13 protein-coding genes are annotated in these 13,953 nt (G+C 68.7%); 7 read left to right on the forward strand and 6 right to left on the reverse strand.

Annotated elements, in window-relative coordinates:
* Nucleotides 1-75: 75 nt before the first annotated feature.
* Nucleotides 76-375 carry a hypothetical protein gene (locus ACIA49_RS34880; RefSeq protein ID WP_396382413.1) on the forward strand — a complete coding sequence of 100 codons (300 nt, stop codon included), beginning with the start codon at nt 76-78 and terminating at the stop codon, nt 373-375.
* A 7-nt stretch (nt 376-382) separates the two neighbouring features.
* Here ACIA49_RS34880 and arc read toward each other — a convergent pair whose 3' ends face one another.
* From arc to ACIA49_RS34900, 4 genes are all read right to left on the reverse strand, one after another.
* Nucleotides 383-2,125, reverse strand: a complete 1,743-nt coding sequence (gene arc, locus ACIA49_RS34885) for a proteasome ATPase (protein ID WP_396382415.1) — start codon at nt 2,123-2,125, stop codon at nt 383-385.
* A gap of 69 nt (nt 2,126-2,194) precedes the next feature.
* The gene (locus tag ACIA49_RS34890; protein WP_396382416.1) at nt 2,195-3,151 is read right to left on the reverse strand and encodes a tRNA (adenine-N1)-methyltransferase; all 957 of its coding nucleotides are present in this window, start codon (nt 3,149-3,151) and stop codon (nt 2,195-2,197) included.
* Between the two features lie 92 nt (nt 3,152-3,243).
* Nucleotides 3,244-4,401 (reverse strand): site-2 protease family protein, encoded by a 1,158-nt coding sequence (locus tag ACIA49_RS34895; RefSeq protein ID WP_396382418.1) that lies wholly within the window; start codon nt 4,399-4,401, stop codon nt 3,244-3,246.
* A gap of 48 nt (nt 4,402-4,449) precedes the next feature.
* Entirely contained in the window at nt 4,450-5,244 is a 795-nt protein-coding gene (locus ACIA49_RS34900; protein WP_396382419.1) for an intradiol ring-cleavage dioxygenase, read from the reverse strand.
* A gap of 68 nt (nt 5,245-5,312) precedes the next feature.
* Between ACIA49_RS34900 and ACIA49_RS34905 the strand changes: the two genes are divergently transcribed.
* The 6 genes from ACIA49_RS34905 to ACIA49_RS34930 all read left to right on the forward strand — a co-directional run bounded on the left by ACIA49_RS34905 (nt 5,313) and on the right by ACIA49_RS34930 (nt 12,322).
* Nucleotides 5,313-6,200, forward strand: coding sequence for a RecB family exonuclease (locus ACIA49_RS34905; RefSeq protein WP_396382421.1), 888 nt, complete (start codon nt 5,313-5,315; stop codon nt 6,198-6,200).
* 59 nt (nt 6,201-6,259) lie between these two features.
* Entirely contained in the window at nt 6,260-7,009 is a 750-nt protein-coding gene (locus tag ACIA49_RS34910) for an ABC transporter ATP-binding protein (RefSeq protein ID WP_396382423.1), read from the forward strand.
* Entirely contained in the window at nt 7,009-9,528 is a 2,520-nt protein-coding gene (locus ACIA49_RS34915; RefSeq protein WP_396382424.1) for an ABC transporter permease, read from the forward strand. The genes ACIA49_RS34910 and ACIA49_RS34915 overlap by 1 nt, the downstream gene beginning before the upstream one ends.
* Nucleotides 9,529-9,563: 35 nt before the next feature.
* A complete protein-coding gene (locus ACIA49_RS34920) occupies nt 9,564-10,322 on the forward strand; it encodes an IclR family transcriptional regulator (protein ID WP_396382425.1) in 759 nt (252 codons plus the stop codon).
* Nucleotides 10,322-11,827, forward strand: coding sequence for a glycerol kinase GlpK (gene glpK, locus ACIA49_RS34925; RefSeq protein ID WP_396382426.1), 1,506 nt, complete (start codon nt 10,322-10,324; stop codon nt 11,825-11,827). The genes ACIA49_RS34920 and glpK overlap by 1 nt, the downstream gene beginning before the upstream one ends.
* A gap of 111 nt (nt 11,828-11,938) precedes the next feature.
* On the forward strand, nt 11,939-12,322 hold the full coding sequence (locus ACIA49_RS34930; protein ID WP_396382428.1) for a hypothetical protein: 384 nt from the start codon (nt 11,939-11,941) through the stop codon (nt 12,320-12,322).
* A 3-nt stretch (nt 12,323-12,325) separates the two neighbouring features.
* Here ACIA49_RS34930 and ACIA49_RS34935 read toward each other — a convergent pair whose 3' ends face one another.
* Both ACIA49_RS34935 and ACIA49_RS34940 read right to left on the reverse strand, forming a co-directional pair.
* The gene (locus ACIA49_RS34935) at nt 12,326-13,126 is read right to left on the reverse strand and encodes a GNAT family N-acetyltransferase (protein WP_396382429.1); all 801 of its coding nucleotides are present in this window, start codon (nt 13,124-13,126) and stop codon (nt 12,326-12,328) included.
* Nucleotides 13,127-13,144: 18 nt separating this feature from the next.
* A complete protein-coding gene (locus tag ACIA49_RS34940; protein WP_396382431.1) occupies nt 13,145-13,951 on the reverse strand; it encodes a GNAT family N-acetyltransferase in 807 nt (268 codons plus the stop codon).
* Between the last annotated feature and the right edge of the window lie 2 nt (nt 13,952-13,953).

Genomic DNA, 13,953 nt, shown 5'->3' on the forward strand with positions numbered 1-13,953 from the left:
CGCCTGCCGCAGCTATCGGGGGAAACCCCTACCCGTCCCCAGCCTCCGGGCAGCGCCCCTGAGAGACTCCTCCGCGTGCGTCGCGAACTCACCAGAACTGCTGCCAGCACCGCCGCGTGGACGATCGGTGCCCTCGGAGCCCTGTACGCCGTCCTGAGCGCCTACTGGCTCGTCGGTGGCGGCTGGCTACTGAACACCTTCGGAACCAGCCTGGACCGCTGGATGCGGCCTCGTGAGCTGTTCGTGCTGGCCGGCCTGTGGCTGATCGTCTTCGCCAAGGCCGGCGTCGCCGCCGCGGCCCCGCTGGCGGTCAACCGATGGCAGGCCCGAACGACAGCTGCCCCGAAGCCGACGGCTTCGGGGCAGCTGAGGTAACACGCTCTTACAGGTACTGACCGGTGTTGGTCGCGGTGTCGATCGACCGGCCCGGCTCGGTGCCCTGCTTGCCGGAGATGAGCGTCCGGATGTAGACGATCCGCTCGCCCTTCTTGCCGGAGATGCGGGCCCAGTCGTCGGGGTTGGTCGTGTTCGGGAGGTCTTCGTTCTCCTTGAACTCGTCGACACACGCCTGCAGCAGGTGCTGCACCCGCAGACCCTTCTGGTTCTCGTCCAGGAAGGCCTTGATCGCCATCTTCTTGGCCCGGTCGACGATGTTCTGGATCATCGCGCCCGAGTTGAAGTCCTTGAAGTACAGGACCTCCTTGTCACCGTTGGCGTAGGTGACCTCGAGGAACCGGTTCTCGTCGGCCTCGGTGTACATCCGCTCGACGGTGCGCTGGATCATCCCGTTCACGCAGCTGGCCCGGTCGCCGCCGAACTCACTGAGGTCGTCGGCGTGCAGCGGCAGCGTGGTGGTCAGGTACTTCGAGAAGATGTCGCGGGCGGACTCGGCGTCCGGCCGCTCGATCTTGATCTTCACGTCCAGCCGGCCCGGCCGCAGGATCGCCGGGTCGATCATGTCCTCACGGTTCGAGGCGCCGATGACCAGGACGTTCTCCAGGCCCTCGACACCGTCGATCTCGCTGAGCAGCTGCGGGACGATGGTGTTCTCGACGTCGGAGGAGACACCGGAGCCGCGGGTGCGGAACAGTGAGTCCATCTCGTCGAAGAACACGATCACCGGCATCCCCTCGGAGGCCTTCTCACGAGCACGCTGGAAGACCAGGCGGATGTGCCGCTCGGTCTCACCGACGTACTTGTTCAGCAGCTCGGGACCCTTGATGTTGAGGAAGAACGACCTGCCCTCGACACCGGTCTTCTCGGCCACCTTCTTGGCCAGCGAGTTCGCGACCGCCTTCGCGATCAGCGTCTTGCCGCAGCCCGGGGGCCCGTACAGCAGGACGCCCTTCGGCGGCTTGAGCTCGTGCTCCAGGAACAGGTCCTTGTGCAGGTACGGCATCTCGACCGCGTCCCGGATCTGCTCGATCTGGCCCGACAGGCCGCCGATCTGGGTGTAGTCGATGTCCGGCACCTCTTCGAGGACCAGCTCCTCGACCTCGGACTTCGGGATCTTCTCGTACACATAGCCGGAGCGGGGCTCCAGCAGCAGCGAGTCGCCGGTGCGCAGCGCGATGTCGAGCAGCGGCGAGGCGAGCCGGACGACCCGTTCCTCGTCGGCCTGCGCGATCACCAGTGCCCGCTCGCCGTCGGCCAGCAGTTCCTTCAGCATCACCACGTCGCCCACGACCTCGAAGTCGCAGACCTCGACCACGTTCAGCGCCTCGTTCAGCATCAGCTCCTGGCCGAGCTTGAGCTCGTCCAGGTCGATCGACGGGCTGGCCGCCACCCGGAGCTTGCGGCCCCCGGTGAACACGTCCAGCGTGTCGTCGTCGTTGCGGCCGAGGAAGGTGCCGAATCCGGACGGCGGTTGCGCCAGCCGGTCGACCTCCTCCTTCAGGGCGATGATCTTCTCTCGCGCCTCCCGCAGCGTGTCGGCCAGCCGCTCGTTCTGAGCGGTGACACTCGCCAAGGAGGCCTGTGTTTCGGACAGCCTGCTTTCGAGCGACCGGCTGTCAGCCGGGTGCTCCAACAACCGACGCCGCAACGCTGCGACCTCGGCCTCCAGGTACCGGACCTGGTTACGCAGCTCTGCCGCGGTAGGACTCTCGTCTCCAGCCACGATCATCACCTCACCATGTGGGGCTCGACCCTATGGACCTTACCCAGAAAACCTCGCTGGGCAAGCTGAATCCCATCACGTGTCGGTTGCGGATGAACCTGTTGTCTTCGGCACATCTTCAGATCCGCCACCGCGACGGGGGCCCGTGTAGTCGTCGCCGTACGCGCCCGGTGCCGGCCGGCGCTTCTTGCGGGGTGCCTGAACCCCGTGCGCCATCCGTCGGGCAGTGACCAGGAAGGCGGTGTGACCTTGCATCCGGTGTCCCGGACGCACCGCCAGACCCTCTACATGCCAGTCTCGCACGAGCGACTCCCACGCGCGCGGCTCAGTGAATTCGCCGTGTGCCCGCAAGGTCTCCACAACGCGGCTCAGCTGGGTGGTGGTGGCGACGTACGCGCAGAACACGCCGCCGGGGCTCAACGCACCCGCCGCGGCGTCGATACACTCCCACGGCGCGAGCATGTCGAGGATGATCCGGTCGACCTCGGTCTCGTCCAGCTTCTCGACCAGGTCACCCACCTCGAGCCGCCACGCCGGGTGCTCGGCACCGAAGAAACCGGTCACGTTCTTGCGCGCGACCTCGGCGAAGTCCTCGCGACGCTCGAACGAGATCACCTGGCCATGGATGCCGACGGCCCGCAACAGCGCGGTGGTCAGCGCGCCGGACCCGGCCCCCGCCTCGACCACCTTCGCGCCCGGGAAGACGTCGGCCATCGTGACGATCTGCGCGGTGTCCTTGGGGTAGATCACCGCGGCACCGCGCGGCATCGAGACCGAGTAGTCGGCCATCAACGGCCGCAGCGCGAGGTACTCGACGCCACCCTTGGAGCGGATCACGACGGCGTCCGGGCCGTCGATCAGCTCGTCGTGCTCGATCCCGCCCTTGGTGGTGTGGAAGATCTTCCCGCGCTCCAGGTTGACGGAGTGCCGGCGGCCCTTGGAGTCCTGCAGGGTGATCCACTCCCCCGCCTGCAGCGGGCCGTGATGGACCCCGGAGAACGCCTGGTCGGGAAAGTCGCGCAAGTCAGCCATAAGGCGATCACCTTAACTTTCGGTCACCGCCCGGCCGTCACCCAGGTGGCCGGTACGACGGTCGCCGGCGTCCGCCGTACTGGCGACTTGGCTCAGCGGCCCCGGAAGGCGCGTTCGATGTCGGCGGTCGCCAGTACGCCGTACACGCTGCCGGCCGCGTCGAGGACCAGGTACTCCGAGGCGGGGTGCTCGCGCAGCGTCTTCAGGATCTCCTCACCGGTGTCGTTGACCCCGATGATGTGGCCCGCCGCGATCCGCGTGGACACCTCGCTCACCGTGGTCCACGGCCGCTGGTTCTCCGCAACCGCGGCGACCGCGCTCTCCGAGACCAGCGCATGCGGCTTGCCCTCGCCGTCGATCACCACGACCGCGCCGGCTTGCGCGACCCCGGCCATCCGGACCGCCTCGGCCAGCGGCGTACCGGAATGTACGGCGATCGCGCGGCGCGCCATCGTGCGCACCTGGAGCGTCGGCAGCTTGTGGCGCAGCCGGGCGTTCATCAGCTGGGCGGTCGACCCCATGTACAGGAAGAAACCGACGGCGAGCGCGATCAGGAAGTCGATCAGCGTCGGCTGCCGGCCCCAGATCTCCTGCAGCATGACCGGTAGGGCGAGCACCAGGATGGCCATGATCCGGCCGCCCCAGGCGGCCACGATGGTGCCGGTGTGCATGTTGCCGGTGAACTTCCAGACGATCGCGCGCAGCACCCAGCCACCGTCCAGCGGCAGGCCGGGCAGCAGGTTGGTGACGCCGACGATCAGGTTCGAGACGGCCAGCTGCCACAGCGCGATGTACAGGACGCCGCCGTCGTCGACGGCCCGCGCGCCGAAGTAGGCCAGGCCCCCGACGATCAAGGACGCGATCGGTCCGACCACGGAGACGGCGAACTCCTCGAACGGCGTCTTCCGCTCGCCCTCGATATGCGTCCCGGCCGCGAAGAACCCGAGGTTGATCTCCGACACGCCGATGCCGAACCGCAGGGCCACCAGCGCGTGCGCCAGTTCGTGGATCAGGATCGACAGCGTGAACGCGACCACGAACGCGAACGCCGCGGCATAGCGCCACACCCCGATCTGGGGGAACTGCTGGCCGATCACCGCGGAGAAGCCGAACGCCAGCAGCATCGCGACCGGCAGCCAGCTGAACCGCATCGTGAGCCGGATGCCACGGACACGACCGAGGACCCAGGTACCGGGCGGCGGTGGGCCGGCCGGCTGGGCGGGGCTCTGGGGATCACGCGACTCAGCCATCACTCCAACGCTACTGGTCCAGAGGTAACAACCTGCTATCAGCCCAGCTCACACGCCGACATCCAGCCGCGCCACGTATCCCTTGACCGCGTCCCCGGCCACCGCCGCGAGCTGCCGGACGCCGTCGTCGTCGCCGAACACGTTGTCGTCGGAGATCGACGTACGGCGCAGGTTGTCGGCACTGCCGTCGTACCCGGAGGTGGCGTAGACGGCCATGCAGACGTTCTCGGGCAGGGCGAGTTGTGAGGTCGCGCTGATCTTTCCGGCGGCGGTCGCGTCGGCGAGGCTCGCGTAGACCTCGAAGTGAATGTGCGGCCAGCGACCGGGGTAGGCGGCCGGGAAGATCGTGGTGAAGGTGACCTTGCCGGTGGCGTCGGCGGCCTGGACGCCACGCAAGTAGTTCTCGGTGGTCGCACCCTCGGAGTAAAGGGAGTAGCGACCAAGGGCATCGCATTGCCACACATACACAGCCGCTCCCACCAGTGGCGTGTCCTTGGCGGCGTCGAGGACGGTCAGCTCGACAGTCAGCGGTACGCCGGTCGCCGTGCCCGAGGCGGAACCGAATGACTTCGTGATGTCGCTGCGGACGATGCCGGACTCGGTCAACACGTTGGGACCGTTGGACCCGTCCCCCGGATAGGGACCGGCGGTTTCGGCGGGGATCTCTTCGACGCCTGTTCCTGACGTCGAAGTCGAAGGAGTAGGCGTGGGTGTAGCAGCGTCCGGTGCGCAGCCAGCCAAGGCGACCAGGCCGGCACCGGCGAACAGGCCCAGGACCTGCCTGCGGCGGATCACACCGAGGTCGTGTTCGAGGCCCAGATCGTGCTCGCGCGGCGGCTTCATGACACCAGCTTGGCAAGCCGAACCGATGGTTGGCCGAAAGTGTCCGTGCTCTCGCCTAGGGTTTCGGTATGAGTGTTGCGGTCGAGGTACCAGTCAACGGGCATCCGCGCGGGGCGTTGTCGCCGTCGCGGGCGGCCGATTTCATGAGCTGCCCGCTGAAGTACCGCTTCCGCGTCGTCGACCGGCTACCGGAGAAACCGTCGTCGGCCGCCGTCCGCGGCACGGTCGTGCACGGCGTACTGGAGAGACTCTTCGACCTTCCCCGCGGCCAGCGGACGCTGGAGCACGCAGCCGAGATGCTCGAGCCGCAGTGGCAGCAGGTGCTCGCCGCCGAGCCGGAGGTGGCCGGCCTGTTCGCCGAGGACGCCAGCGGCGAGGAGCTGGCGAGCTGGCTGGCCGAGGCCCACAAGCTGCTCGGCAAGTACTTCACGCTCGAAGACCCGAATGCCCTCGAGCCTGCGGAGCGCGAGCTCTATGTCGAGACCGCACTCGAGTCAGGCCTGGTACTACGCGGCTACGTCGACCGTCTCGACGTCGCCCCGACCGGTGAGATCCGGGTGGTCGACTACAAGACCGGCCGATCGCCCTCGGAGTTCTTCGAGGCCAAGGCGCTGTTCCAGATGAAGTTCTACGCGCTGGTGCTGTGGCGGCTGCGCGGCGTCGTACCGGCGATGTTGCAGCTGGTCTACCTGGGCAACGGCGAGATCGTCCGCTACGTCCCCGACGAGGCCGACCTCCGTGCCTGCGAGCGCAAGGTCACTGCACTGTGGGCGGCGATCAGCCACGCCTTGGAATCCGGTGACTGGCGTCCGAGCAAGGGCCCGCTCTGCGACTGGTGCGACTACAAGTCGCTCTGCCCCGCCTGGGGCGGCACCCCGCCGCCGCTGCCGCAACGAACAGTCGAAGAGGTCGTCGTCGAGTCCGCCGGCGTCGACCTGATCAGCGTCGACGGCTGACCGAGCTCTTGGCACGCCTCCGGCGTGGGCTGGAACCCGCACTCGATACCGTTCGTCGCATGATCGTGGATGACTCACCTGCTGTCCGGGCTGTTGGTGTGACCAAGCGGTACGGCGTGGGCCAGACGCAGGTCGATGCCCTGGTGGAGCTCAGCGCGGACTTCGGCAAGGGGCGGTTCACCGCGATCATGGGGCCGTCGGGGTCGGGCAAGTCGACGCTGCTGCACTGCCTGGCCGGTCTCGATCAGCCGACGGCCGGGCAGGTGTTCATCGGTGACGTCGAGCTGAGCCGGCTGCCGGAGAAGCAGCTGACCCATCTGCGGCGGGACCGGATCGGGTTCGTCTTCCAGGCGTTCAACCTGGTGCCGACGCTGACCGCGCTGGAGAACATCACGCTGCCGCTCGACCTGGCCGGGCGCTCGCCCGACCAGGAGTGGCTGACCATTGTCGTCGACACGATCGGGCTGTCCGATCGGCTCAAGCACAAGCCGTCGGAACTGTCGGGTGGCCAGCAGCAGCGGGTCGCGTGTGCGCGGGCGCTGGCTTCGCGGCCCGATGTGGTGTTCGCCGATGAGCCGACCGGCAACCTCGACTCGCAATCGTCGGCCGATGTGCTCGGCTTCCTGCACCGGTCGGTGCGCGAGTTCGGGCAGACGGTGGTGATGGTCACCCACGATCCGACCGCGGCGTCGTACGCGGATCGGGTGTTGTTCCTGGCCGACGGCCGGCTGCGGTCGGAGCTGCTCGACCCGACCGCCGAGACCGTCCTGGACACGATGAAGAGTCTCGATCCGGCCGTGACCGGCTGATGCTCAGGATCGGTCTGCGTTCGGTTCTGGCGCATCGGCTGCGGTTCGTGCTGTGCACGGTCGCGGTCGTGCTCGGGATCGCGTTCGTCGGTGGCGCGATGGTCTTCACCGACACCTTGTCGACGGCGTTGAAGAAGCAGTACGCCGGCAGTACGGCGGACATCACCGTCACCCCGGTGGACCCGGTCGAGGCGAGCTCCGGGCCGCCGGCGACGCTCGCGATCGCAGTCGGCGACAAGGTGGCCGCCGTACCGGGGGTGGCCGAGGCGGACGCGCAGTTGCTGGTCAGCGACGTACAGATCCGCAAGCCCGACGGGAAGCCGATCGACACCTACGGGCTGGCCACGTACGGCGCGGCCTGGCCGCATGCCGTCAGTACGTCGCCGTTCCGGCTGCTGGATGGCAAACAGCCCTTCGGCACCCAACAGCTCGGGCTCGACGAGTCGACCGCCTCGAAGGCCGGTTACGACCTCGGCGATCAGGTCCGGATAGTCACCGCGACCCGGGCCGTCACCGCCACCCTGACCGCGATCACGACCCCCGCCCAGGCCGGCCCGGCCGCGGGCGCACCGCTGGTCACCTTCGACTCGGCGACCGCGCAGCTCGTCTTACTCGGCAAGCCCGGCTGGACGTCGATCGCCGTGGCGCTGAAGCCCGGCGCCGACGCGAATCAGGTCCAGGCGGCGATCGCCACGGCCGTCGGCAAGGACTTCAAGGTCCGTACGGCGGCGCAGGTCGAGGCCGACGGGGAGAACGCGCTCGACACGGCCTTCGGCGGGTTCAGTTCGATCCTGCTGATGTTCGCCGGGCTCGCGTTGTTCGTCGGCGCGTTCCTGATCGTGAACACGTTCGCGATGCAGGTCGCCCAACGCTCCCGTGAACTCGCGATGCTGCGCGCGATCGGCGCGAGCCGCGGCCAGGTCACCGGCACGGTTCTGGCCGAGGCTGTCGTGATCGGGCTGATCGGTTCGACCCTCGGCCTGCTGCTGGGCATCGTCGTCGCGGCCGGTATCCATTTCGCCTACAGCCAGCTCGGGGCCGCAATCCCGAGCGCTGGCCTGCAGATCACCCCGGCCACGATCATCGCCTGCTACGTGATCGGCACCCTCCTCACCCTGGCCGCCGCCTACCCGGCCGCGCGCCGCGCCGGCCGCCTGCCACCGATGGCCGCGCTGCGCGACGGCGCCACCATCCCCGAACGCTCATTGCTGGTCCGCCTCCTGGCCGGCGCGTTCCTGCTGCTGATGGCGGTCGTGCTCTACCTGATCGCCAATCACGCGGGCGGCATGCCGGGTGCGGTCCTGATCGGGCTGGCCTCAGCGATGGCCCTGCTCGGCATCGTCCTCACCAGTCCCCTGGTCAGCCGGTACGTCGTACGCGGGCTGATGTCGCCGTTCGGCCGCAAGGCCCCGGTCACCCTCGGCCGCCGCAACGCCGAACGCAACCCCCGCCGTACGTCGGCGACCGCGTCCGCGCTGATGATCTCGGTCGCGCTGATCAGTGGTCTCGTGGTGATCGGCGCCTCGGCCAAGGCCTCCATCGACGCCAACGTCGCGGCAGCGATCGGTACGTCGGACCTGGTCGTGAGCTCATCCGACCCGTCCACCTTCAGCCCGCAGGTCGCCGACCGGATCCGCAAGGTCGGCGGGATCGCGGCCGTGCACCAGGTCCGCCAGCAGGACGGCAAGGTCGACGACGTCCCGGTTAAGGTGACCGGCGTCGACGGCGGCACTCTCGACGGACCGATCACGGTCGGGCTCGACTCCGGTTCGCTCAATGGCCTGCGGGACGGCCAAGCCGTCGTACCGAGGACCCTGGCCAAGACCCTCGGCGTCTCCCCCGGCAAGCCGTTCACGCTGATCACCACGACCGGCAAACACCGCGTGACCGTCGCCGGCATCCTCAGCCCGAACCGGCAGCTCAACGCGATCGTCATCTCGCTACCGACGTACGAGGCGATCGGCGGTGCCCCGGCCGACTCGCTCCTGTACGTCGATGTTGCCGACGGCACCAGTACGGCGCAGGCCGCGCCGGCGATCCTGGACGCGTTGAAGGACTATCCGTCGATCCAGGTCCGCGACCAGCAGGCGTACGCGGCCGAGGCCCGCGGACCGGTCGATGCCGCGACCACCGTGATCGGCATGCTGCTGGCCCTGGCGATCCTGATCGCGATCCTCGGCATCGTGAACACCCTCGCTCTCGGCGTCGTCGAGCGCACCCGCGAGATCGGTCTGCTGCGCGCGATCGGGATGGATCGGCCGCAGCTGCGCCGGATGCTGCGTGTCGAGTCGATCGCGGTGACCCTGCTCGGCGCGCTGCTCGGCCTGGCCGTCGGCGTACTGACCGCGGCCGCCATCCAGAACGTGCTCGTCGACGACGGCCTCAGCAAACTCGACGTCCCCGTGCTCCAGCTCATCGGCGCTGTCCTGGTTTCCGCGCTGATCGGCGTACTCGCTGCTGTCTGGCCGTCACGCCGTGCAGCGCGCCTCAATGTCCTCCAAGCCATCGCGAGCGAGTAGCAGCCAGGCGGGGGTTTCACCGGTAGCCTGCGGGTGTGCCGGGCAGCGTGCAGTCCATCGAGCGGGCTGCGGCCGTGCTCCGGCTGCTCGCGGCCGCCCCCAACGGGCTCGGTGTCGCCGATGTCGGCAACGCGCTCGGCCTGGCCAAGACGACCGTGCACGGAATTCTCCGGACCCTGCATCAGGTCGGCTTCGTCGAACAGGATCGCAGCGGCGCGCACTACCACCTCAGTGACGCGTTCGGCCGCCTCGGTGAGAGCTACCTGGACCCGAACGAGCTACGCAGCCGAGCGATCAACTGGGCCGACTCACTGGCCGCCCGCAGCGGCGAGGTCGTCCGCGTCGGCCGGCTCGTCGAGAGCAAGGTCGTCGTCGTCCACCATGTCTTCCGGCCCGACGACAGCGACCAGGACCTCGACGTCGGTACGACGTTGCCTCCGCACGCGACCGCATTGGGCAAGGCCGTGCTCGCGTACGACGCGAGTGGCGCCGCCCGGCCGAAGCGCCTGGAGGCGTTCACCACCCGAACGATCATCGACGGCGCCAAGCTGGCCGAGGAGCTCGCCGCCGTCCGCGCCCGCGGCTGGGCGAGCGAGTTCGAGGAGCACACCGTGGAGACCGCCGGCATCGCCGCACCGATCCGCGGGCTCGGCGGACTCGTCGTCGGCGCGGTCGGCCTCACCGGCCGGATCGAGCGGATCTGCGACAGCCGCCTCCGCCACCGCGGCGACCTCGTGACCATGGTCCGCGCCACCGCCGAGGCGATCGCGCGCGACCTGCGAGGTGACTCCTGATGGCTGAGCAGTACGTCGCCGCTGTCGACCAGGGCACCAACTCGACCCGCTGCATCCTGTTCGACCGGCGCGGGCGACTCGTGTCGGTCGCGCAGCGCGAGCATCGCCAACTGTTCCCCAAGCCGGGCTGGGTCGAGCACGACGCGGCCGAGATCTGGCGGAACGTGACCCGCGTCGTACCGGCGGCGTTGCGTCAGATCGGCGCCGACAAGAGCCAGATCGTTGCCATCGGCATCACAAATCAGCGCGAGACCAGCCTGCTCTGGGACCGCACGACCGGCCAGCCGATCGGCAACGCCGTCGTCTGGCAGGACACCCGCACCGACCGCCTGGTCGCCGAGCTCGCCGGTGACGAGGGCCCGGACCGGTTCGCGGATCTGTGCGGTCTGCCGTTGAACACCTACTTCTCCGCGCCGCGACTCAAATGGATGCTCGACCACACCCCCGGCCTGCGCGCCCGCGCCGAACGCGGCGAGGTGCTGTTCGGCACGATGGAGTCCTGGCTGATCTGGAACTTCACCGGCGGCGCGAACGGCGGTCTGCACGCGACCGACGTCACGAACGCGAGCCGGACCATGCTGATGAACATCGCCACCCTGGAGTGGGACGACGAGCTGCTCGCGGCCTTCGACGTACCGCGCGCTGTCCTGCCGGAGATCCGGCCGTCGTCCGGTGTCTTCGCAACGGCGACCGAAGTGCTGCCCGGAGTCCGGATCGGCGCCGCGCTCGGTGACCAGCAGGCCGCCCTCTTCGGCCAGACGTGCTTCAGCGCCGGCGAGGCGAAGTGCACCTACGGCACCGGCTCGTTCCTGTTGCTGCACACCGGTCACGAGATCGTCCGCTCCAAGCACGGCATGCTCACGACGGTCGCCTACCAGATCGGCGACGAGCCCGCGTCGTACGCGCTCGAAGGCTCGATGGCCGTCACCGGTTCACTCGTGCAGTGGTTCCGCGACGGCCTCGGCCTGATCCACACCGCCGCCGAGATCGAGACCCTGGCCCGCACCGTCGACGACAACGGCGGCGCCTACATCGTCCCGGCCTTCTCCGGTCTGTTCGCCCCGCACTGGCGCAGCGAGGCCCGCGGCGTCATCGCCGGCCTGACCGGCTACATCACCAAAGGCCACCTGGCCCGCGCCGTCCTCGAAGCCACCGGCTTCCAGACCCTCGAGGTCGTCGACGCGATGAACGCCGACTCCGGCATCGCCCTGACCGCCCTCAAGGTCGACGGCGGCATGACCGCCAACAACCTGCTCATGCAGTTCCTCGCCGACCTGCTCGACGTCCGCGTCGTCCGCCCCATGGTCACCGAGACCGTCTCCCTCGGCGCCGCCTACGCCGCCGGCCTCGCCGTCGGCTACTGGCCCGACCTCGAAGGCCTCCGCTCCAACTGGCACCGCGCCGGCCAATGGCTCCCGCACATGGACCCCACCCGCCGCGCCACCGAGTACGCCAACTGGAAAGCCGCCGTCGAACGCACCTTCAACTGGATCCGCCCCGAATGACAAGCCTTTCAGGCCTGATCGAAGAGCGTCGATCGTGATACGGGTTTCAAACGCTTGACATAAAGCGCACCTAAGGTCCCGGGCATTACCAACAACTCGGGAGGAAATGAAATGTCTTCGACCATGAGGGTCCTGGCGGCGGTAGCACTCGGGGTGGCTTCGGTGGGCGTGGGGCCGGTGGTGGCGCAGGCTTCCAGCGACGGCACGCAGGCTTTGAAGATCACTCGGATCAAATGTCATGCGCAGGAGGACAACACCGGCGCCGACGACATTTATCTGACCGTCGACGGCACCGTGATCATGAATTCGATTCAGTTCACCAACGGCGACGACAAGGACATCGCCGATATTCCGATCGAGCAGGGCAAGGTGCTGACGGTGATGGAAGGTGATTTTCCCGACGACGACGACAACCTCGGTGCCAAGCGGATCACCGGCGCCGGGAACTACGAGTTCACCGACGACGGCGCCCACTACACCGTCAGCATCGGCTGAGGCTCACGCCTTCCAGCGATAGATGGGGCGGTCGTAGGCGACCTTGAAGCCGACGCGCTCCATGTTGGCCAGGGAGGAGTTGTGCTCGCCCGGTCCGGGCTTGCCGGTCTCGGAGACGACCCAGCGGCAGCCGGCCGCGTAGGCGTCTTCGGCCCGGCGGGCCAGGATGGCGGTCTGGGCGCCACGGCCCCGGTACGCCGGGAGGGTCGCGCCGCTGACGCATTCGCCGACCTCGTCGCCGATGACCAGGCCGCCGGTCGCGACCAGCGTGTCGCCGTCCCAGGCGCCGTACGCGGTGACGTTGGGGGCGTGGACGAACCCGGTGAGCACGTCGAGCTGGTCTTCGGGGAGTCCGAAGACCTCGAGCTGGACGGCCGACCAGGCGGCGGCGTCCTCGGGGCGGATGACGTCGACGCGCAGGTCGGTCCGGACCGGGTCGACGGGGGCGGCCGCGCGGACGGCCTTGACCCAGGTGCCGCCGGCGACGATGCCGTGCTCGGCGCAGATCTCGGCCCAGTTCGCCGGGAGCACCTGCGGAGGGAGGTGGAAGTTCAGGACGCGGCCGTTGCCGGCCCGGGCGACGTCGAGGATCTCGCCGATCAGCGCGCTGTCGATCGGCCGGTCGAAGCCGAACCCGTAGGCCCGCGACCAGAAGTCGATCGAGTCGTTGCTCAGCACAACGACCACGCCCTTGCCGATCCGCTGGCCGCTGATGCCGAGCGACTGCACCACGGCTCGCGGACTCTGGGTGAGCGTCCAGATCATCTCGCCCTCGGCACGTTCGAGCCGCTCAGTCAGGTTCATGCCCATGACTCTAGCCAGTCAGGAAAGTGTCCAGATCTGGAGCGTGCGATCCGTAAGCTCGGTGAAACCCTGGCGCAGCATGTTGGCCAGCGAGGGGTTGTGTTCGCCGGGCCCCGGCTTGGCCGAGCCCGTGGTGACCAGGTCGCAGCCTTGCGCGAAGGCGTCGGCGATCCGGCGGCTGAGCAGCGCGGACTGCGCGCCTCTGCCCCGGTACTCCGGGCGGGTCGCGCCGCTGCGCAGCCGGCCGACACCGTCCACGACGTACAGCGAGCCGGTAGCGGCCATCGTGTCACCGTCCCAAGCGGCGTACGCCGTCATACCCGGCCAGTCGGTGTAGGCCTCGAGCATGGCGCGGAAGCCCTCGTCGTACATCTGATAGGCGTCCATCTGCACCTGCGCCCACGTCTCGGCGTGCCGCGGTCCGACCGGCTCGATGCGGAGATCAGTGGGCGCCTGCGCGAGCGGCTCAGCCGGACGCACAACCTGGACCGCGGTCGGCCCGGGGGTGATTCCGTACGTCGCCGCGAGGTCGTCCCAATCCGCTGGGAGAGCGCTGGGCATGATGCTCAGATTGGCCGTCGTACAACCGGCAGTCTTGAAGTAATCCACGACCTCGCCGATCACCGCCGCAGTGACCGGACCGTCCAGCCCGAATCCGGCCGCCTGCGACCAGAACGACAGCGTGTCCCGTGGTGCCGCCAAGGCGACGACAGAGCCGAAGCGGCGCCGCGTCGCCCCCAGCAGCGACGGGCCGGGGCCGGAGTCGGTCCCGCTGTTCCAGACCAGCTCCGCCTCGGCTCGTTCGATCCGCTCGATCAGTTCCATAC

This window comes from Kribbella sp. NPDC051587, from assembly GCF_044453945.1.
GTDB lineage: Bacteria > Actinomycetota > Actinomycetes > Propionibacteriales > Kribbellaceae > Kribbella.